Below are 19,637 nucleotides of genomic sequence, written 5' to 3' on the forward strand. Positions count from 1 at the left end.
TCACGCGCCGCCGTCTCATCCACCACCGGCCCGGCCAGGGGCAGCCGCAGCCCATCCGCCGCGACCCGCTCAGCCAGCGCCTCGACCTCACCATCAACCCCGACGGGTGTGTCGTACTGCCCCACCATGGAGATAGCCATTAACCTGTTCCTATCTGTGCCGACCAGCTTCTACTGGCCATAACGGACTTTCATTGACATCCGTTACACAGATCTCCCTACAGGCCCGCGCCTTCGACACGGCGGTCAAGGCCGCGCCGGTGGTGCACCTGGACGAGACCGGGCTGCGGGTCACCGGCCGTAACCGGTGGCTGCACGTGGCCTGCACCCCGCTGCTGACCGTCTACCACCTCGACGACAAACGAGGCGCGACCGCGCTCGACGCGATGGGCGTGCTGCCCGCACTACGCGCGCCGCAGGTCGCCGTTCACGGTTGGATGCCCTACTTCACACCCGCCTACGCCAGCGTCGACCACGCCCTGTGCAACGCCCACCACCTGCGTGAACTGGACGGCTGGGCCGAACGGGACCCGACCCGCTACGCCTTCGCCGCCGACCTCGCCGCGCTGCTGCGCGAAGGTCACCGGCTCGTCGGCCAGGCCGTCACCGCCGGCGCCGACCGACTCGACCAACAAACCCTCGACGACCTGCTCCAGCGCTGGCAGGCCGCGGTCGACGCCGGCTACCAGGCCAACCCGCCCCCGGCGACCAAACCCACAGGCCTCGGCGCCAACCTCATCCCCGCCCTGCTCAACCGCATGCGCGGCTTCACCCGCGAGATCTGGCGCTTCGCCCACGACTTCACCGTGCCGTTCGACAACAACCAAGCCGAACGCGACATCCGCATGACCAAGATCCAAATCAAGATCTCCGGCGGCTGGCGCACCACCCAAGGCGCCCGCGCCTGGCTACGCGTGCGCTCCTACATCTCCACCACCGGCAAACACGGCATCCCGGCCATCACCGCCCTCCGCGACGCCCTCACCGGCAGCCCCTGGCTCCCCGCCCTACCTGAATAGTTACGACGAATCAGCGCCGGACGGACCCAGCGGCGGGAGACTCAGCGGCGGGAGACTCAGCGGCGGGAGACTCAGAGCAATTGTCAAGACTTGTGGATGAGAGATCTTGATTAGGCGGCAGTGGCGGTAGGAGCGGCCTGGTTGGGCGCGGGGCGTTCGACGAGCTTGCCGCGTTCGAAGCGGGCGCCGGCGCGGACGAGAGCGACGAGGTGGGGTGCGTTGACCGCGCGCCAGCGGTGCTGGGCGGCCTCGATGAGCTTGAACGCCATGGCCAGGCCGGCGGCCTTCGACCCGGGCCCTTTGGTGACCTTGGCGCGATGCCGGACGGTGGCGAAGGTCGACTCGATCGGGTGCGTAGGTGCACCCAGTGCTCGGCGGGGAAGTCGTAGAAGGCGAGGAGCTCGTCCAGGTCGTCGGTGACCTTGGCGACGGCCTTGCCGAACTTCGCGCCGTAGGCCAGGAAGACGCCGCCGCGGACACCGGGCTGACGGTCGCCGCCGCGACGCTGGTGAGCGAGACGTTCGGCCTTGGCGGCCTGCCGTGGGGCGAGGCGCCGCATGAGGGTGTCCAGTTCCTCGTGGCGCATCTCGGTCAGCGCCGGGTCCGACAGCTTCTCGATGATCGTGGTCCTGGCCGGGACGCTGTCGTGTTCGAGGAAGGCGAGCAGGTCGCAGGTGGTGTTGAAGCGGGTCGGAGTGGTGCCGGGGACGTGGCCGTGGTCTTCGAGGACTTCACCGGTTTCGCGGACGTGGTCGGCGATGCAGGTGGCGGTGACCTCGAGCAGGTCGGCCAGGACGTTCATGGAGCAGACCTGGCGCAGGTAGAGCAGGGTGAGTAACAGTCGTGCCGGGTCGTCGAAGAGTGGCTTCTGGCGGACCTTGCCGGTGCGGCCCGGCGTGTTCTTCCGCCGCGCTGTTCGTTGTAGCGCTGCTGGGTGCGGGCGGCCTGAGCGGGGGCGAGAGCCGCAGCCAGCTGCGCGAAGGCGTCGCTGGTCATGCCGGTGAGACGCTCGTCGGCCAGCTTCGCGAGCACGGCCTGACGGCGCCGGGCGGGGCCGTCTTGCTCGCCCGTCGGTGTCGGGGTTGTAGCTGGCGTGGGCTGGAGTGTGTAGTTCCAGTTGCCCAGGACGGCGTGCCGTTGAAGCGGCAGGGCGGCGAAGCGCTCTTTGCTGATCGCGATGCCGAGGGGGTAGTCGCCGGTGTCCAAGGTGGCCTCGACACGCAGTCCGGCGCGGGTGGTCGTGGCGGCGATGGTCTTGATGACGACGTCTTGGCTGGTCAGAGGGCGTCCACGCCAGTTGCGGGTGATGTGCGAGAACAGCCGGCGTTCGATCTTGTTCCACTTCGAGGTGCCGGGTGGGAAGTGGCACACGGTGATCTCAAGGCCGGTCTCGGCGGCCAGGGCAGCCAGCTCGCTCTTCCATACCCGGTAGCGGTAGCCGTTGGAACCGCCCGCGTCCGCGGTGACCAGCAGCCGGGTAGCGTTCGGGTAGTCGAGGCTGCCCCGCGTCCTCCACCAGCGGCGAATCGATTCCACGGCGAAGACACAGGTGTCGTGGTCAACGCGACGTTCACCCAGCCGGTGTTGCGGGCCAGGTCGTAGATCCCGTAGGGGATGGCGTGCTCGACGTCCGGGCCGCTGAAGAAGAAGTGGTGGTCCTCGACCTCGACCGGCTCTCCCTGCGGCCGCCACTCCCGTCCAGCCATCGGCAGGTTTCCGATCTGCTCGCGCTTCTTGGTGTCCACGCTGATCACCGGCTCACCGTCAGCCTGGTGCCGCTTGACCTGCTCATTGATGTAGCGGAACTGGGCATCGCGGTCCGGGTGCTGGGCCCCCTCCAGAGTCTTCGCGTTGACCTGCAGGCTGAATCCCTGCTGCTTCAGCAGTCGGCCCACCGTCGGCGCCGAGACGGCGTAGCCCTGCCGGTTCAGCTCCTCCGCCAGGTGCCGCAGCGACTTCGTTGTCCACCGCAGCGCGCGGGCCTTGCTTGATACCTTCATCAGCTATCCCTGGGAAGGTACGCCCTCCCAAGGTCATCCACAGGTTTCAAGCATTGCTCGGCGACTCAGGCAAGCCCGTTCTGACACAGATGACCGAAGAGTTCGAGAGCGTCGCCACGGGTCGCTCCGACCCGGTCGAGTACATCGGGGTCACGCAGGCGCCGAATGACCGCGCCGAGGATCTCGGCCCACAACGCGGGGGTTCCGCGGGTTACCTCACCTCGCAGCATCGCCCGTTGCACGATGCTCTCGATCTCCCGGATCGCGATCTCCTGGTGCCGGTCATAGATGTGACGCGTCGGTGAGTAGTTCTCCACGTCGTGGATGAACTGGCGGCTGGCACGGCGGTTGCGCTCGACCGAAGCCGACAGGTAGGCCTCAACTTGGTCGCGCACGCCGTCCGCATCGTGCGCGCGGCGGAGGGCGTCCTTGCCCATGCTGTTGAAGAAGCGGTCGACAACGCCGACGACGACCTCCTCCTTGCTCTGACCGAGCTGATACAGGGTGCGCCGCGAGGTCTGGACGAGCCGGGCCATGTCGCCGACAGTCAGGTGCCGGAAGCCCTCACCGAGGAAGAGCTTCTCGAGTTGGTCGAGGACGTCCGCCTGCCGCGCCGACAACTGGCTCGGCCGCACACTCGTCGACTGACTCGTCATCACACACCTCTCTCCGCTTGCAGGCGAATGGGTCCTCCGCCGCCAGGTGGTACTCGGTTGGCCGGAAGAATACCGATGTGGCTGATCGCCAGCTCGGGTGAGTCGCGTGCGGCCGGTTCAGGAGGGGGTGCCGCAACGACGCAGCTTCCATTCGGCCATGGAACCAAATAGGTCGATGGACTCGACCTGTGGTGTCTCGGGACGCGCGCGACGGTAGGCGTGGTATGTCGTCACCACGACGCGCTCGGCCTGGGGCAGCGTGGCGAACGGTCCCAGGTCCATCCGGTCAGCCGCCTCCCGCCACGAGTGCCCGGCGTGCAGCGACTTCTCGACCTCGCTCTTGACGTGCGCGAGGTAGGCACGTGCGGACAGGATGCCGTCGACATCCGTGACCGGGCCGTGCCCGGGCACGACGATCTCCGGTTCGAGCCTGATCATCCGGTCGCAAGCTTCGATCCAGTCATCGAGCGAGTCGGCCCACATGATCGGTGTCCTCCCGATGAACAGCAGGTCACCGGCGAAGAGCACCCCGCAGTCCGGTACGTGGGCGATGGCGTCGCCGGACGTGTGGGCAGGGCCCAGTCGAAGCAGCTCGACGCGGCGCCCGCCGACGTCGACCGACATCTGCGTCTCGAAGGTCACGTCGGGCCCGCGCATGGCGATGCCCTCGAAGTCGAACGGTCCGAAGCAGTCACGTAGGAACGGCGAGAGGATCGGACCAAGGTCGGCCTCGACCAGGCTGCGCAAGCGTTCCGGGGTGGACCCGTGCCGCATCTCGTGGACGGCCTCGGACGTCGCGTGGATGGCGACGTCGGCTCCGAGGAGCTGGTTGCCGAAGCAATGATCTCCATTGGCGTGCGTGTTCAGCGCCCCTCGGACAGGGCTCGTTGCGGTGATCACCCGCATCGCGTCCAACATCTCGGCGGTCAGCGGCAGGTCGAACAGCGTATCGACGAGGAAACTCTCCCGGTCTCCCCCGATCAGGCCCGCGTTGCTCCAGCCCCACCCGCCGTCGGGCAGCAGCCAGGCCCAGACCCGATCGGCTACCTGATGCAGTCCCCGGGTGTACCCGGTCATCGTGATCCCTTCCATCAGTAGCCCGTCGACAGCCGGTGGACCTCTGGCCCCGGTACGATGCGCTGCTCGGTCCGCCCGAGCAGGTCTCCTGTCAGTGACACCACGTCGCCCGGCCTGAGCCAGCGCCCGTACGTCGCGGGATCTCCGTTGAGGTGCTCCAACAGACACCCTCCCGGGAGGGTCCCGGACCCGATCACATCGCCTGCTCTGAGGGTCGTACCGCGCGAGACGAACGAGACGATCTCGGCGAACGTCCAGTCCATCGACGCTGTCGTGCCGTGCGTCAGTTCCTGCCCGTTGACCGCGGCCGAGACGACCAGGTCCAGCGCCTCGCCAGCGAGGCGGTCCTCGACCTCGTCGGAGGTCAGCAGCCATGGGCCGAGGGTGACGCCGCAGTCCTTGCCCTTGCCTTGGCCGATGCCCAGCGCGGTGTCCATGCGCTGCAGGTCACGCGCCGTCCAATCGCAGAAGAAGGTGTACCCGACGATGCTGTCCTGCGCCGCACGTTGATTGAGGTCGCTGCCCCCGATGCCGATCACCGCGGCGATCTCGAGTTCGAAGTCGAACCATCGCGAGCCCGGTGCGACGGGTACGTCGTCGTACGGGCCGTACACCGTCGCAGGATTGCCGAAGTAGAAGGCCGGCACCTGGTACCAGACCTCCCCGAGTTCGGGATCGCGGCCGTAGGCCCTCCGGCAACCCCGCGCGTGTTCCAAGAACCCCAGCGCGTCCCGGACGGACGGTGGGTGCGGAATCGGCGGCAGGAGCACGCAGTCTTCCCATTCGACGACCGCGTCGGGCGAACGCACGAGGCGCGCGGCCACCTCGTCCAACTCGGTGCGTCCCGAACCGATGAGGTCGAGCAGCGGACGTGCGACATCGAGCACGTGGACAGCCCCGTCAACGACCAGCCCGACGCGCTCTTCATCCGCGTAACGACAGGTCACCCAGCGCATATCGACCCTCCCGTCCCGATCAGGCCCCGTGCGGCGCCGGCGACTTCGTCCCCGCCGTGTCCGCGCCCCACCAGTCGGGCTTCGGCGGAACAAGGCCGCCGTAGGCCTGCGACCGCTCCCGGATGTACGCGCCGGACTCCTCAAGCCCGCGCACCGCCTTGTCGAGCAGATCCGGCTTCATGCGGCCATTGCTCTTGACCACCTCACCACTGACGACCACCGTGTCGATGTCGGCGACCGTCGCGTTCATGACGATGGTCGACAACGGGTCGAGCGCGGGGACAAGTCGCGGGCTGCGCCGATCGACCAGAACGAGGTCAGCCGCCTTACCCACCTCGATGGACCCGCAGACGTCACCGAGTCCGAGACCGATGGCCCCGCCGAGCGTCGCGAAGTGCATGACATCGGCCGCGTGCAGTTGCAAGCCTTCCATGTCGTAGACGCCCACCTCCTCGAGAGCCTTCTGGTTGCTGCGTACTCTCTCGCCGGCCAGCATAAGCCGCATGGCCGTGAACATGTCCGGCGAGTTGTTCGACTGGATGTCCGTGCCGAGACCGGCCGTGACCCCGGCCCGGTCGGCGATCGCGGCGATCGGGTAGCCCATGCCCATGCCCAGCTCGGTCTCCGGCGTCGACGAGACCTTGCACCCGTGCTCTGCCAGCAATGCAAGGTCCGCGGCATCGGACGTGTTGCAGTGCGAGTGCAACTGGTGCGACCAGAGCAGGCCGGCCGTGGCGAGTTCCTGGATTTCCGACAGGTATCCGGGCCGCCACCGCGAGTTGGTGTGGGCGTGAATCAAACAGTCGAGCTCTTGCCCAAGCCGCATCTCGCGAGCGACCTGATCCATGCCGACGAGGGTGATCTCTGTCGGCGCGAGGCCGAACCGGGCGCGTCCGTCCGCCCCGCCGGTCCATGCCCCGGCCACCCGACGCGCATCGTCCATGCGCTGCTCGAGGCTGGTGAAGAACCGCGCTTCGGCCGGCTGATCATAGAGGCCGTAACACCACACTCCGCGGATACCCGATTCGGTGAATGCGCCGGCGCCGGCGTCCGCGTGCTCCGGAGTGACGATGCAGTGGTTGTAGTCGACCGAGCAGGTCGTCCCCGAATCGAGCAGGCTCACGGCCGCCCCCAGGGTCCCGTTGTAGACGTCGACGGCACGGTGCACGCCGGAGTGGTTGCGGCGAATTACCCACACGTAGTCGGCAAGGGTGAAGTTGGCGGTCAGGCCCCGCATGGTGGCCTGCCACATGTGGTGGTGGGTGTCGACAAAACCCGGGATGATCCATGCCCACTGCGCATCAACCACAGTCGCCCCCTCTGCGACGATCTGCGGTTCGAGCCGAGCAATTCGTCCGTTCACCACCTCGATGTCGACGTGGCGGAAGTCGTTTGCGCGCGGATCGCCGATCAACACCTGAGCTCCGCGATAGATGGTGTGAGGGCTCATGGGGCTCCTTCCGGCGGCGTCGGCCCGAATCGGACACCGCTGGGTCAGCGCCACGGCGGCCGTTCGCCTCCGTGGCTTCAAGTGGGCAAGGCATTGCACGGTACCAGGATCGGATATATAGTACCACCCATGGTACCCGCCTCTTCGATGTCGCTCCCCGTGATCGATCTGGGCGCCGCCACCCCCGTCCCGACACCTACGACCCGCCCCTTCTGGGACGCGGCGCGTGAGGGACGCCTGTCGGTGCAGCACTGCGACTCCTGCTCCAGTTACCTGTTCTATCCCCGCCTGGCCTGCGTGGAGTGCGGATCGCGCAGGCTCTCATGGGTCGAGACGAGCGGGCGAGCCACCCTCCTGAGCTACGTGATCGTGCACATGCCCGCTCCTGGGTTCGAGGAGGCCGCGCCGTACACGCTGGCGATCGTTCGTCTGGCGGAGGGGCCGACCATGATGACCAACATCGTCGGGGTCGAGCCCCGCCCGGAGAACCTGGTGCTCGACATGAACCTCGAGGTCAGCTTCGAGAACCGGGGTGGTTGGGTCGTTCCGGTGTTCACCCCAGTGGTCGAAGCGGGCCGATGATGGCCGTCGCGATCGCAGGTGCCGCCGAGACCGCTCTCGGTCGTCTGCCGCACCTGTCGGAGCTGGACCTGCATGTGGACGCGGCCCTGCTGGCGTTGGCCGACGCCGGATTGAGCCTCGAGGACGTCGACGGCGTGACGAGTGCGGTGCACAATCCGATCGACGTCGCCCATGCGTTGGGAGTCCGGCCGACATGGTTCGACGGCACCAGCGTCGGTGGCACGTCGTTCCTCGTTCACGTGCGACACGCGGCCGCCGCGATCGACGCGGGTCAGGCCGACGTCGTGCTGGTACTGCACGGCGAGTCGCGGCGCTCGACGGTTGGCCGCCACCCGCGCCCGATTCCCGCGGACGGCATGATGGGGCAGTTCGAGCTGCCGTTCGGCGTGTACGGGCCGCCGACGATGTTCACGCTCCCCTACCTTCGTTACGCGCACGCGACCGGTACCACGCTGGAGCAGCTGGCCGCGGTCCCGGCCCGGCAGAGCGAGTGGGCAGACGGCAACCCGCGAGCCGCGCGCTCCACCCGTGTGGATGTCGCCGAGGTGCTGGCGTCACCCGTCATCGCGTGGCCCTTCACCAAGCTCATGTGTTGCATGGTCAGCGACGGCGGCGGCGCGCTCGTCCTGACATCAGCCGAACGGGCCAAGGACCTGCGCTGCCCACCCGTGTACCTGTGGGGAGCGGGCGAGGCCGGAGACAGTCCGATGGTCTCGCAGATGCCGGATCTCACCCGGGCCGAGACGTTCGAGAGATCCGCAGCAGCAGCGTTCCGCGAGGCTCGGATCACCGTGAACGACGTGGACCATCTCATGATCTATGACGCCTTCGCCCACGTACCGTTGTACGGCTTGGAGGCACTCGGCTTCGTGGGCCGAGGCGAGGCTGGTGGATTCATCGCCGACGGCAACACGGCACCCGGCGGAGCGCTGCCGCTCAACACGAACGGCGGTGGTCTCCGCTACACCCACACTGGAATGTACGGAATGTTCGCGATCCAGGAGTCGGTGCGCCAGCTCCGTGGCGAGGCCTACTCACAGGTCGAGGGTGTCGAGGTCAGTGTGGTGCAAGGGGTCGGACACTTCTTCTCCGAGGCGGCGACACTCGTGCTTGCGAACCAGGAGCCCGCATGAACACCCTGGCCGGCGCCCGATCACCCCGGGCGCGAGGGTTCTACGAGATCGGCCGGACGAGCCCGCACCGCACCGCGCTGCACGCCGACGGCGATGTCCTCACCTACGCAGCGTTGCTGGCCCAGGTCCATCGATGGTCGAACCTGCTGACCACCACCATGGCGCTCCAGCGTGGTGACACGATCGCCATGGTCCTGCCCAACTCCGCGCAGTTCGTCACGGTCCAGCTCGCCGCCGAGCAGACCGGGCTGCACCTCGTCCCGATCAACTGGCACCTGACCGTCGCTGAGATCGCCTACCTGCTCGCCGACTCCGGAGCGCAACTGGTCGTGACCGAAGAGCCTCTGGAGTCCGTTGTCGCCGCGGCAGCCGAGAACGTCGGACTGACGGCAGGCCGGGTCCTGGTGGCCGGGAACGCGAGCCAGGGGCGGCCGGTCGCCTCCCTGCTCGACGCACAGCCCGTCACGCCGCCCGAGCAACGCAGCGGGGGCTCGATGCACTTCTACAGCTCCGGCACGAGCGGCCGCCCCAAGGGGATCAGGCGTCCCCTCCCCGACCCGCACCGGGACCCCGGTGCGATCGCCGACGTGCGATCGCGACAGAGATCGGCACAGTTCGGACTCGACATCGACGCCGGTCGGGTCCACCTCGCCGTGGCGCCGCTCTACCATCCAGGCCCGAACCTCAACGCGTTGAGCGCCTTGCACCTGGGACAGGAGCTGATCCTCACCCGCCGGTTCGACCCCAGGCTCACGCTCAACCTGATCGACGCTCATGGTGTCACGAGCACCTTCATGGTCCCGGTGATGTTCCACCGGCTGCTCAGCCTTCCCGAGCCCGAGCGGGCCGAGTTCGGCGGTTCGTCGCTCCAGGTCGTCATGCACGCGGGCGCGCCGTGCCCGGCCGAGCTCAAGCAGGCGATGATCCGCTGGTGGGGTCCGGTGCTCACCGAGTACTACGGGTGCACCGAGTTCGGCATGGCCACCCTGATCACGGCGGAGGAGTGGCTCCGCAAGCCCGGCTCCGTCGGACGTCCCGCCGAGGGGATCTCGCTCGAGGTGCGTGACGATCAGGGCCACCCACTCCCCCCGGGACACACGGGCACCGTCTACGTCCGCGGTGGCTACGACTTCGCCTACACCGGAGCGGCGGCCGACGGGGACGCGGCAGGTCCCGCTGCCGCGGACGACCCGTACCGGACCGCGGGCGACCTGGGCCGCCTCGACGAGGACGGCTACCTCTTCATCGTGGATCGACGCGCCGACCTCATCATCTCGGGCGGGGTCAACATCTACCCGGCAGAGGTGGAGGCCGCGTTGGCCACCGAGCCCTCGGTCGCCGACGTCGTGGTGGTCGGTACACCCGACGAGGAGTGGGGACAGCGCGTCGTCGCGGTGGTCGAGCTTCACCCAGGTCATGAGCCCGGTGAGCCGGCCGTCACCCGACTCACCGAACACCTCGCGAGCCGGCTTGCCCGGTTCAAGAGCCCACGTGCGTACCGATTCGTCGACTCCGTCCCGCGCACCTCGCTCGGAAAGGTGAATCGCTCGCAGGTGCTGCAAGCGCTGACGCGGACGACCTCGGAAGACGACGTACCCGCACCTCACGGCCGGTGACACCGGCCGCTGTCCGGCGGGCACGCTCCGCCACCCGCACCATGCCTCACACACAGCGAAAGGAACCATTCTTGAGCAGCGAGACCCCCGTGTACGTGGTGACCGGCGGTGCCGGCGGTCTTGGCGGTGCCACCGCCAGGAGACTCGCCCGCCGAGGCGCCACCGTCGTCGTGACCGACATCGTCGATGTCGACGAGTCCACCGTCCTTACCGAGTACGGGGTACGTGCGGTTTTCGTCCGGGGCGACGTGTGCTCCGAGGCGGACGTCACCCGGGTGCTCGACGTCGCGGCCGAACGCGGCAGCATTCGCGCCCTGGTCCACTGCCCCGGCAAGGGGCTTCCGCGGCGGATCGTCGACCGCGCTGGGGTGCCGTTCCCGCTCGAGGACTTCGAGGCCGCGGTCCGGCTCAACCTGATTGGCACCTTCAATTGCGTACGTCTTGTCGCGGCTCGTATGGCGACCAACCACCCCGTCGACGGTGAGCGGGGCACGATCGTGATGACCGCCTCGGTCGCGGCCTGGGACGGGCAGATCGGGCAGGTGGCGTATGCCGCTGCCAAGGCCGGCGTGGTGGGCATGACCCTCTGCGCCGCTCGGGACCTTTCGGATCTCGGGATCCGGGTCAACACGATCGCTCCCGGGATCTTCGACACACCGCTGCTCGCCCGCCTCGACGACGGCATCCGAGCGACGCTGGCCGCGTCCGTCACCTTCCCCAAACGGCTCGGTGAGCCCGAGGAGTACGCCATACTCGCCGAACAGATGCTCGACAACCACTATCTCAATGGCGAAGTCGTCAGGCTTGACGGCGCGATCCGGATGGCCGCGCGATGAGCGCGGCGGCCGAGCCGGTCCTGTTCGAGGAGTCTGCCGGGATCGCGACGATCACCCTGAACCGGCCGCACGTACGCAACGCGGCCGACTCCGCGATGGCGCACGCGATGGCAGAGATCGTCGATCATCTCAACCAGCGCAACGACCTGCGGGTGGCCATCCTCACCGGCGCCGGTGGCACCTTCTGTTCCGGGATGGACCTCAAGGCGTTCGTCCTCGGCGAGCGCTCCTCCATCCCGGGACGCGGCTTCGCCGGTTTCACCGCGAGGCCACCGGCGATCCCGGTCATCGCGGCGGTCGAGGGTGCCGCGGTCGCCGGCGGATGCGAACTGGTCCTCGCGTGCGATCTCGTGGTCGCCGGTCAGTCGGCACGATTCGGCATCCCCGAGGTCAAACGGGGCCTTGTCGCGGTCGGAGGCGCGCTGCTCAAACTCCCTCAACGAATTCCCCATCAGGTCGCGATGGAATGGATCCTCACCGGCGACCTGTTCACCGCGAAGCGCGCCCACGCATTGGGCCTCGTCAACCACCTGGCGCCCGACGGCGGGGCGCTGACGATGGCCCGGGAGCTCGCCGAGCGGGTGGCGGCCAACGGCCCCCTCGCCCTGCGCGCGAGCAAGGAGATCGTGACGGCTTCGCGCGGATGGACGCCGGACGAGGCGTACGACCGCCAGTTCGCGATCGCACGAGTCGCGATGGAGTCGGAAGACGCCCGAGAAGGGGCACGCGCATTCGCCGAGAAGCGCTCGCCCGTCTGGAGCGGACGATGAGCGGCGGACCGCTCGAGGGCGTCCGCGTGTTCGAGCTGGGTGGCATCGGTCCGGCCCCGTTCGCCTGCATGATGCTGGCCGACCTCGGTGCGGACGTCATCCGCGCGGACCGGCCCGGAGCTTCCATGCACCCCGTACTGCACCGCAATCGAAGGTCGATCGCCTTGGACCTCAAGAGCCCGCGAGGACGGGATCTCGCACTTCGCATCGCCGGAACCAGCGACGCCGTCGTCGAAGGATTCCGGCCTGGCGCCGCCGAGCGGCTCGGCCTCGGCCCCGACGACGTGGCCGGCGTCAACGCGCGGGCTGTCTACGGACGGATGACCGGTTGGGGCCAGGACGGCCCGTGGGCCCAGATGCCCGGGCACGACATCAACTACATCGCACTCACGGGCGCGCTCCACGCGATCGGCCCGGCCGACGGCGATCCGGTCGTGCCGCTGAATCTGGTCGGCGACTTCGGCGGCGGCGGGATGCTGCTCGCTTACGGACTCCTGGCTGGCATCGTCAACGCCCGGACGACCGGCCGCGGACAGGTGGTCGACGCTGCCATGGTTGACGGTTCCGCCCTGCTGATGTCCATGATCCACGGCTACCTGAGCCAGGGCCGCTGGGCCGACGTCCGTGGTGTGAACCGTCTCGACGGCACCGCGCCGTGGTACCGGACCTACGCCTGCGCCGACGGGCGCCACATTGCCGTCGGGTGCATCGAACCGCAGTTCTACACGGCCTTCCTCCGGGTGCTCGGCCTGACGGAGGACGCCGACTTCGACGCGCCTGACGACGAGGGCCGCTGGCGGGCGATGACCGCACGTCTGCGGTCGATATTCGCGACCCGAACGCGCGACGAGTGGGCGTCATTGTTCGACCGGACCGATGCCTGTGTCACGCCGGTGCTGTCGATCGGCGAGGCGCCCTCGCATCCGCACAACGCGGCCCGGGGCACGTACGAGGAGATCGATGGCGGGTATGCGCCCCGGCCCGCACCGCGTTTCGGTACGACGCCGTCCGGCCCGGGCCGGCCAGCACCGGCGGTCGGGGCCGACGGGATCGATCTCCTGTCCGAGCTCGACATCGCCACCGGTGAGGCGCAGGAACTGATCAGCGCTGGGGTTGTCACCATTCCGCCGGAGGCTCCCTGATCCCGGCCGGCCGGGATCAGGCGCCCTCGCGCGGTGGTCAGTCCGGGCGTAGGCTCGCCGAGGGCCAGATGCCTGACCGGACGAGCGCCTGCGCGAGGTGGGCCAGCTCGGCCGCGACAGCCTGGACCGGCGCGGGGGTGCGGCCGCCTCGCGGCATGCCGAGCACGACCGTGCGCGTCACCTCCGGTGCGGTGAGCGGGGCGCCGCTGAGCACTGCGGCGGCGATGTCGCCGGCGACGCCGGCCGCGGGGAGCACCGTCCAGCCGTGCCCGGCGAGGACCAGCTGCTTCTGCAGGTGCATCGAGTTGGCCTGCACGGCGATGCGGGGCGGCGTCGGCACCGAGGAGCGGGCCTGATCGATGAGGGCCCGCAGCCCGTGGCCGGTGACGGGCAGCACGAGCGGGTGTGCGAGCACGGTCTCCCAGGGGACCGGCGACTCTGGAGTCAGCCCGGCGTCCGGCGGCGCCACCGCCCACAGGTGCTCGCGCAGCAGCGGGGCCACCGCCAGCGACGGCGTGTCGGTCAGGTTGTAGAGCAGCGACATGTCGACGTCGCCCGCGTCGAGCCACTGCCGCAGGTGGCCGGAGTACCCGGTCAGCAGACGCAGCTGGATGCCGGGATACCGGGCGGCGATCGTGGCGGCCAGCGGCTGCGCCAGGAGGTCGACGGCGCTCTCCAGCAGGCCGACGCTCACGATCCCGCTGACCCCGCCGGGATCGGGGCGGATCTCAGCGCGGGCCCGTTCCAGCTCGTGCAGCGCCCGGCGGGCCCGCTCGACCAGCAGCAGCCCGGCCGCCGTCGGTACCATCCCCTGCCGGGTCCGCTCGAACAGCGCAACGCCGACTTCCTCCTCCAGCATGCGGATCTGCCGGGTGACCGCGGGCTGGACCGTGTGCAGCACGTGGGCCGCCCGCGTCACGCTGCCCACCTCCGCGACCGTCACCAACGCGGTCAACTGCTTGAGGTCCAAGCGTCACCCTCCCATGCCGACGCCGTATGCGCCCATCATGAAAAGGTATTTCACGAGCCCTCTGATCGCATCACATGATGGGCGGGTGAGTATATTAGCCGAGTCGCTGCGACACTGGCAGCAGGAACCGGTGGAGCTGACACGCCGGGTCGACCCTTGGCCGGCGGAGGCGTTCGCGGGCCTGATCGGGGTGCCGCCACCCGACGCCGATGGTCCCCTGCCGCCGCTCTGGCACTGGTTCACGCTGCTCGAGCATCCGGCCACGGCGGAGATCGGCGCCGACGGCCACCCAGCGGCCGGCCCGTTCCTGCCGCCGATTCCGGGCCGGCGGCGGATGTTCGCCGGCGGCCGGCTGCGTCAGGACGCGCCGATCCCTGTCGGTGCGCGGCTGTCGGCCCGCTCCAGCCTCGCCGGGGTGACGCTGAAGGCCGGCCGCACCGGCGAGCTGGCGTTCGTGACGGTGCGGCACGAGCTCACCGCGGACGGCGTGCCGGTCGGCGTCGAGGAGCAGGACATCGTGTACCGCTCGGCACCGCACGGCGCGGCTGCGCGCCCGGTCGACCGCGCCGAGACGGGCGGCCCTGATCCGGACGGGGCGTGGCGCCTCACGGTGGCCGCCGACCCCGTCCTGCTGTTCCGGTTCAGCGCGTTGACGTACAACGGCCACCGCATCCACTACGACCGGCCCTACGCCACCGAGGTCGAGGGCCACCCGGACCTGGTCGTGCACGGCCCGCTGCTCGCCCTGCTGGCGCTCGAGCTCCCGCGGGTCAACGCTCCGGACCGGGTGGTGCGCCGTTTCGAGTACCGGCTGGTCCGGCCGGCGTTCGCGCCGGCGCGGATCGTGAGCGCCGGTCGGCTCGAGGGGTCCGCGGTCGACGTTTCGGTCGGCGCCGCCGGTGCCGAACCGTCGCTGACGGCGAAGATCGAACTGGCGTGAGCATCCCTGCCCTGCCGCTGCACGGGATCACCGTCGTCAGCCTCGAACAGGCCGTCGCCGCGCCGTTCGCGACCCGGCAGCTCGCCGACCTCGGCGCGCGGGTCATCAAGATCGAGCGGCCCGACGGCGGTGACTTCGCCCGTGGGTACGACGAGGCGGTCCATGGCCACTCGAGCTACTTCGTGTGGCTCAACCGCTCGAAGGAGTCGCTGACGCTGGACGTCAAGTCGGCGCCGGGCCAGATCATCCTCGGCGAGCTGCTGGACCGCGCCGACGTCTTCGTGCAGAACCTCGGGCCCGGTGCCGCGGCCCGGCTCGGCGTCGATGCACCGGCGCTGGCCCGTTCGCATCCGCGGCTGATCCCGTGCACGGTGTCAGGATGGGGTACCGACGGCCCCTGGGCGGACCGCAAGGCGTACGACCTGCTGGTGCAGTGCGAGACAGGCCTGCTGTCGCTGACCGGCACGCCCGCGCACATGGCCAAGGTGGGCATCTCGGTGGCCGACATCGCCGCCGGGATGTACGCCTACAGCGGCGTGCTGACCGCGCTGCTGCAACGGGCGACGACCGGCACGGTGATGACGGTCGAGGTCTCGCTGTTCGAGGCGCTCGCCGAGTGGATGGGCTCGCCTGCGTACTACACGCGCTACGGCGCCGGGCAGCCGGCCCGAACCGGCGCCGAGCACGCCACCATCGCCCCCTACGGTCCGTACGACATCGCGGACGGGACAGTGCTGCTGGCCGTGCAGAACGAGCGGGAATGGCGGTCCCTGTGCGCAACCGTCCTCGGTGACGCGGCGATCGCCGACGATCCCCGGTTCGGGTCGAACGCGGCCAGGGTGGCGCACCGGACGGAGCTCAACGGCCTGCTCCGCGCCGCGCTGGCCGACCTGGACGCCGCCGCCGCCGGCGCCCTGCTCGACCGGGCGGGCATCGCCAACGCCCGGATCAACCAGGTCCGGGACTTCCTGGACCATCCCGTGCTGGCCGGACGCGACCGCTGGCGCCCGGTCGGCGTGCCCGGCGGGACCGTGGCGGCGCTCCGCCCGCCGGTCGACCTGGCCGGCGTCGAGCCGGTCATGGGCCCGGTTCCCGCGCTCGGCGAGCACACCGACGCGATCCTGCGCGAGCTCGGCCGCAGCGACACCACGATCACCGCGCTACGCCACCAAGCCGTGGTTTGAAAGGACCGACCATGTTGAGCAGCGATGAGCAGGCGATTCTCGACGTCGTCGCCGAATTCGTCGACCGTGAGGTCCGGCCCGTCGTCCGTGAGCTGGAGCATGCCAACACGTACCCCGAGCGGCTCATCGAACAGATGAAGCAGCTCGGCATCTACGGGCTGGCCATCCCCGAGCCCTGGGGCGACGCCCCGGTGTCGATGCCCTGCTACGCCCTGGTCACCGCCGAACTGGCCCGCGGCTGGATGAGCCTGGCCGGCGCGATGGGCGGCCACACCGTCGTGGCCAAGCTGCTGCTGGCCTTCGGCACGAAGGAGCAGCAGGACCGGTATCTGCCGAGGATGGCCACCGGAGAACTGCGCGCCACAATGGCGCTCACCGAGCCCGGCGGCGGCTCCGACCTGCAGAACCTGGCTACCCAGGCCCACCGCGACGGCGACACCTACGTCGTCAACGGGTCCAAGACGTGGATCAGCAACTCCCGCCGATCGGGGCTGATCGCGCTGCTGTGCAAGACTGATCCGGCCGCCCGACCCCGGCACAAGGGCATCTCCGTCCTGCTCGTCGAGCACGGCCCGGGCCTGACCGTGTCGAGGGATCTGCCGAAGCTGGGGTACAAGGGCGTCGAGGCATGCGAGCTCGTCTTCGACGACTACCGCGCACCGGCCGGCGCGCTCCTCGGCGGGGTCGAGGGGCAGGGCTTCGCCCAGATGATGAAGGGCCTGGAGACTGGCCGGATTCAGGTCGCCGCCCGCGCGCTCGGGGTCGCCCAGGCCGCGTTCGACGACGCACTGCGCTACGCACAGGAGCGGGAGAGCTTCGGCAGACCGATCTGGCAACACCAGTCGATCGGCAACTACCTGGCGGACATGGCCACCAAGATCACCGCGGCCCGGCAGCTAATCCTCCACGCCGCCGGGCGATTCGACCGCGGGCAGCGCTGCGACATGGAGGCCGGAATGGCTAAACTGTTCGCCTCCGAGACCGCGATGCAGGTGGCCCTGGACGCGGTCCGCATCCACGGCGGCTACGGCTACTCCACCGAGTTCGACGTCGAACGGTACTTCCGCGACGCCCCGCTGATGATCGTCGGCGAAGGTACCAACGAGATCCAACGCAACGTCATCGCTGCTCAGCTGGTCAAGCGCGGCGGCCTGGACCGGACATGATCGGCGGCACACCCGCGCTGCGGTGCCCGGCCCTGTTGTTCTGCCCGGGCGACCGTCCGGACCGGTTCGACAAGGCCGCCGCGGCCGCCGACACGGTGATCCTCGACCTGGAGGACGCCGTCGCCGCGGACCGCAAGGCACGCGCACGCGAAGCCGTCGTGCCCGCACTGCGCCGACTCGACCCCAGCCGGACCGTCGTACGGATCAACGGCGTCGGCACACCGTGGCACGACGACGACCTCGCCGCCCTCGCCGGCTCGCCCGGCACCGTCGTGATGCTGCCGAAGGCCTGCGACGTCGCGGCAGTCGAGGCCCTCGTTTAAGGGCATCATGGCGGCGAAGAAGAAGCCCGTGCGGACCCTGTCCCTGGCCGACCTGGGTGTCGCGCCGGGTGAGGTCGGTTTCGACGGCGCGACCAGTACGGTGCTGGAGCACCGCAAGCGTCCGCCGCGTTCCGGCGGTGAGAAGGTCACCGACGAGGGCTCCGGCGGCGTGCGGCTGGTCGAGTTCCTCGCCACCGAGAAGTTCGTGTGAGGGGTCAGGGACATGTCTGAGGTTCTCGTCGTCGTCGACGCCACCCGGGAGTTCGGCGTCAAGAAGGTCAGCTCACCCTCGCCCGGGAGCTGGGCACCCCGGCCGCGGTGGTGCTCGGTGGCCCCGGCGCGGCCGAGGCGCTCGGCGGCAGGCTGGGCGAGCACGGGGCGGAGAAGATCTACGCCGCCGAAGGCGGGGAGATCGGCGGCTACCTGGTGGCTCCGAAGGCCACCGTCCTGGCCGACCTCGTGAAGCGGGTGCAGCCGGCCGCGGTGCTGCTCGCCTCATCGCAGGAGGGCAAGGAGATCGCCGCGGTCGAGCGGTTCGTCCGGGGGGTGCCGGGCGCTCGCCTGGCGGTGCAGCTGGACAACGGCATCCTGACCGACGTGGTCGGCCTCGCCGCCGACGGTACCGCCACCCAGGTCGCCTTCGCCGGCTCCACCATCGGCACGTCCAGGGTCACCAGGGGCCTGCCGCTGGTCACCGTCCGGCCGAACTCGGTCAACCCCGCTCCGGCCCCGGCCACCCCGACGGTCGAGCAGCTCACCGTCACGGTGGGCGAGGCCGACAAGCTGGCGAAGGTGGTCGACCGGGTCGCCGAGCAGAAGGGCTCCCGTCCCGAGCTGACCGAGGCGTCGGTCGTCGTCTCCGGCGGTCGGGGGGTCGGCGGCGCCGCGACTCCACCGGCTCTCGCCGCGATGCCGATCTGCTACAAGTGCGACGCCGACTCGATCATCGGACCGGACGAGCCCCTGCTCTGGCCGTCCTACACGGAGCAGCTCGACTTCGAACTCGAGGTCGGCTTCTTCACCTCCCGGGGCGGCCGAGACCTCACTCCGGAGCAGGCGGTTGATTACATCGCAGGCGTGACAATCTCCAATGACGTCAGCGCCCGCGACAACCAGTTCTTCGAGATGTCGCTGTCGATCGGACCATCGAAGGGCAAGGACTTCTGCACGGCGATGGGGCCGTACGTGCTCACGATGGACGAGGTCGATGAATGGGACATCCAGCTGAGTGCTCGCGTCAACGGTGAGATCTGGGCCTCCGGTACCACCGCCGACCGGCAGTTCTCCTTCGCGGAGGTGCCGGCCTGGGCCTCGCTCGACGAGGACGTGCGACCCGGAGAGTTCCTCGCGGTCGGAACCGTCGGCGGTGGGTGCGGACTCGAACTCGACCGGTGGATCCGCCCCGGCGACGTCGTCGAGCTCGACGCGTCCGGTATCGGAACCTTGCGCAACCCCGTAGGTGAACGGCACGTCGCACCGCCCGGCGCGGGCCTGCGCACCTATTCGGGGTCTTCCCCGGTGCACCCGGGACGTCACTGAGCCGAGGACGCCACTTATCCCACCTTGATCCTCCAGGAGCGATTCATCATGCTGCGGAATGGCAACAAACACCCCCACCCGGCCGACGCGAACACCCTGCTCGACCAGAGAGCAGCGGCAACTCCGAACGCCCCCTTCCTGGTGTTCGAGCACGACGACGGGACGATCACCGAGGTCACCTACGCGGAACAGGTGCGCCGAGCCGCCGCGACTGCCGATCTGCTGGCACGGCTCGGCGTACGAGCCGGGGACCGGGTCCACCTGATGACCGCCAACTGC

18 protein-coding genes and 5 pseudogenes are annotated in these 19,637 nt (G+C 69.4%); 16 read left to right on the plus strand and 7 right to left on the minus strand.

The window, feature by feature from the left end; all coding sequences use genetic code 11:
* Positions 1 to 193: 193 nt before the first annotated feature.
* The gene (locus tag ABGB16_RS30040; protein WP_347671452.1) at positions 194 to 1,018 is read left to right on the plus strand and encodes a transposase; all 825 of its coding nucleotides are present in this window, start codon (positions 194 to 196) and stop codon (positions 1,016 to 1,018) included.
* A 110-nt stretch (positions 1,019 to 1,128) separates the two neighbouring features.
* Here the strand turns inward: ABGB16_RS30040 and ABGB16_RS30045 are convergent.
* A pseudogene (locus ABGB16_RS30045) lies at positions 1,129 to 1,478 on the minus strand (IS256 family transposase); the annotation flags it as partial.
* Between ABGB16_RS30045 and ABGB16_RS30050 the strand changes: the two are divergent.
* Complete coding sequence (locus tag ABGB16_RS30050; RefSeq protein ID WP_347671468.1) at positions 1,377 to 1,856, plus strand: hypothetical protein; 480 nt, start codon at positions 1,377 to 1,379, stop codon at positions 1,854 to 1,856. The pseudogene ABGB16_RS30045 and the gene ABGB16_RS30050 overlap by 102 nt on opposite strands.
* A 227-nt stretch (positions 1,857 to 2,083) precedes the next feature.
* Here the strand turns inward: ABGB16_RS30050 and ABGB16_RS30055 are convergent.
* From ABGB16_RS30055 to ABGB16_RS30075, 5 genes and pseudogenes are all read right to left on the minus strand, one after another.
* A pseudogene (locus tag ABGB16_RS30055) lies at positions 2,084 to 2,991 on the minus strand (ISAzo13 family transposase); the annotation flags it as partial.
* Between the two features lie 92 nt (positions 2,992 to 3,083).
* On the minus strand, positions 3,084 to 3,674 hold the full coding sequence (locus tag ABGB16_RS30060) for a TetR/AcrR family transcriptional regulator (RefSeq protein ID WP_347671453.1): 591 nt from the start codon (positions 3,672 to 3,674) through the stop codon (positions 3,084 to 3,086).
* A gap of 117 nt (positions 3,675 to 3,791) precedes the next feature.
* On the minus strand, positions 3,792 to 4,751 hold the full coding sequence (locus tag ABGB16_RS30065; RefSeq protein WP_347671454.1) for an MBL fold metallo-hydrolase: 960 nt from the start codon (positions 4,749 to 4,751) through the stop codon (positions 3,792 to 3,794).
* Between the two features lie 14 nt (positions 4,752 to 4,765).
* Positions 4,766 to 5,707, minus strand: a complete 942-nt coding sequence (locus ABGB16_RS30070; protein WP_347671455.1) for a fumarylacetoacetate hydrolase family protein — start codon at positions 5,705 to 5,707, stop codon at positions 4,766 to 4,768.
* Positions 5,708 to 5,726: 19 nt separating this feature from the next.
* Positions 5,727 to 7,157 (minus strand): amidohydrolase family protein, encoded by a 1,431-nt coding sequence (locus tag ABGB16_RS30075; RefSeq protein ID WP_347671456.1) that lies wholly within the window; start codon positions 7,155 to 7,157, stop codon positions 5,727 to 5,729.
* Between the two features lie 147 nt (positions 7,158 to 7,304).
* Between ABGB16_RS30075 and ABGB16_RS30080 the strand changes: the two genes are divergently transcribed.
* The 6 genes from ABGB16_RS30080 (at position 7,305) to ABGB16_RS30105 (ending at position 13,236) form a co-directional block, all read left to right on the plus strand.
* Positions 7,305 to 7,739 (plus strand): Zn-ribbon domain-containing OB-fold protein, encoded by a 435-nt coding sequence (locus ABGB16_RS30080; RefSeq protein ID WP_347671457.1) that lies wholly within the window; start codon positions 7,305 to 7,307, stop codon positions 7,737 to 7,739.
* Positions 7,736 to 8,872 (plus strand): thiolase, encoded by a 1,137-nt coding sequence (locus ABGB16_RS30085; protein WP_347671458.1) that lies wholly within the window; start codon positions 7,736 to 7,738, stop codon positions 8,870 to 8,872. Before ABGB16_RS30080 ends, ABGB16_RS30085 begins: the two co-directional genes overlap by 4 nt.
* Positions 8,869 to 10,488 (plus strand): AMP-binding protein, encoded by a 1,620-nt coding sequence (locus ABGB16_RS30090; protein WP_347671459.1) that lies wholly within the window; start codon positions 8,869 to 8,871, stop codon positions 10,486 to 10,488. Before ABGB16_RS30085 ends, ABGB16_RS30090 begins: the two co-directional genes overlap by 4 nt.
* Before the next feature lie 71 nt (positions 10,489 to 10,559).
* Positions 10,560 to 11,324: an SDR family NAD(P)-dependent oxidoreductase gene (locus ABGB16_RS30095; RefSeq protein ID WP_347671460.1), complete on the plus strand. Its 765-nt coding sequence runs from the start codon at positions 10,560 to 10,562 to the stop codon at positions 11,322 to 11,324.
* Positions 11,321 to 12,094 (plus strand): crotonase/enoyl-CoA hydratase family protein, encoded by a 774-nt coding sequence (locus ABGB16_RS30100; RefSeq protein ID WP_334444064.1) that lies wholly within the window; start codon positions 11,321 to 11,323, stop codon positions 12,092 to 12,094. Before ABGB16_RS30095 ends, ABGB16_RS30100 begins: the two co-directional genes overlap by 4 nt.
* Entirely contained in the window at positions 12,091 to 13,236 is a 1,146-nt protein-coding gene (locus ABGB16_RS30105; protein ID WP_347671461.1) for a CaiB/BaiF CoA-transferase family protein, read from the plus strand. Before ABGB16_RS30100 ends, ABGB16_RS30105 begins: the two co-directional genes overlap by 4 nt.
* A 37-nt stretch (positions 13,237 to 13,273) precedes the next feature.
* Here ABGB16_RS30105 and ABGB16_RS30110 read toward each other — a convergent pair whose 3' ends face one another.
* Positions 13,274 to 14,206 (minus strand): LysR family transcriptional regulator, encoded by a 933-nt coding sequence (locus tag ABGB16_RS30110; RefSeq protein ID WP_347671462.1) that lies wholly within the window; start codon positions 14,204 to 14,206, stop codon positions 13,274 to 13,276.
* Between the two features lie 85 nt (positions 14,207 to 14,291).
* Between ABGB16_RS30110 and ABGB16_RS30115 the strand changes: the two genes are divergently transcribed.
* The 8 genes and pseudogenes from ABGB16_RS30115 to ABGB16_RS30150 all read left to right on the plus strand — a co-directional run.
* Positions 14,292 to 15,146, plus strand: a complete 855-nt coding sequence (locus tag ABGB16_RS30115; RefSeq protein WP_347671463.1) for a MaoC family dehydratase N-terminal domain-containing protein — start codon at positions 14,292 to 14,294, stop codon at positions 15,144 to 15,146.
* The gene (locus ABGB16_RS30120; protein WP_347671464.1) at positions 15,143 to 16,330 is read left to right on the plus strand and encodes a CaiB/BaiF CoA-transferase family protein; all 1,188 of its coding nucleotides are present in this window, start codon (positions 15,143 to 15,145) and stop codon (positions 16,328 to 16,330) included. The genes ABGB16_RS30115 and ABGB16_RS30120 overlap by 4 nt, the downstream gene beginning before the upstream one ends.
* Positions 16,331 to 16,341: 11 nt before the next feature.
* Positions 16,342 to 17,496, plus strand: a complete 1,155-nt coding sequence (locus ABGB16_RS30125) for an acyl-CoA dehydrogenase family protein (protein WP_347671465.1) — start codon at positions 16,342 to 16,344, stop codon at positions 17,494 to 17,496.
* Positions 17,493 to 17,819, plus strand: coding sequence for an aldolase/citrate lyase family protein (locus ABGB16_RS30130; protein WP_347671466.1), 327 nt, complete (start codon positions 17,493 to 17,495; stop codon positions 17,817 to 17,819). Before ABGB16_RS30125 ends, ABGB16_RS30130 begins: the two co-directional genes overlap by 4 nt.
* A pseudogene (locus tag ABGB16_RS30135) lies at positions 17,809 to 18,030 on the plus strand (electron transfer flavoprotein subunit beta); the annotation flags it as partial. The gene ABGB16_RS30130 and the pseudogene ABGB16_RS30135, both read left to right, overlap by 11 nt.
* A 12-nt stretch (positions 18,031 to 18,042) precedes the next feature.
* Positions 18,043 to 18,698 (plus strand): annotated as a pseudogene (locus ABGB16_RS30140) (electron transfer flavoprotein subunit alpha/FixB family protein); the annotation flags it as partial.
* 33 nt (positions 18,699 to 18,731) lie between these two features.
* A pseudogene (locus ABGB16_RS30145) lies at positions 18,732 to 19,358 on the plus strand (fumarylacetoacetate hydrolase family protein); the annotation flags it as partial.
* Between the two features lie 48 nt (positions 19,359 to 19,406).
* Positions 19,407 to 19,637 (plus strand): AMP-binding protein (locus ABGB16_RS30150; RefSeq protein WP_347671467.1); only part of this gene is annotated, 231 nt, incomplete at its 3' end.

The organism is Micromonospora sp. B11E3 (assembly GCF_039871625.1).
Classification (GTDB): Bacteria; Actinomycetota; Actinomycetes; order Mycobacteriales; family Micromonosporaceae; genus Micromonospora.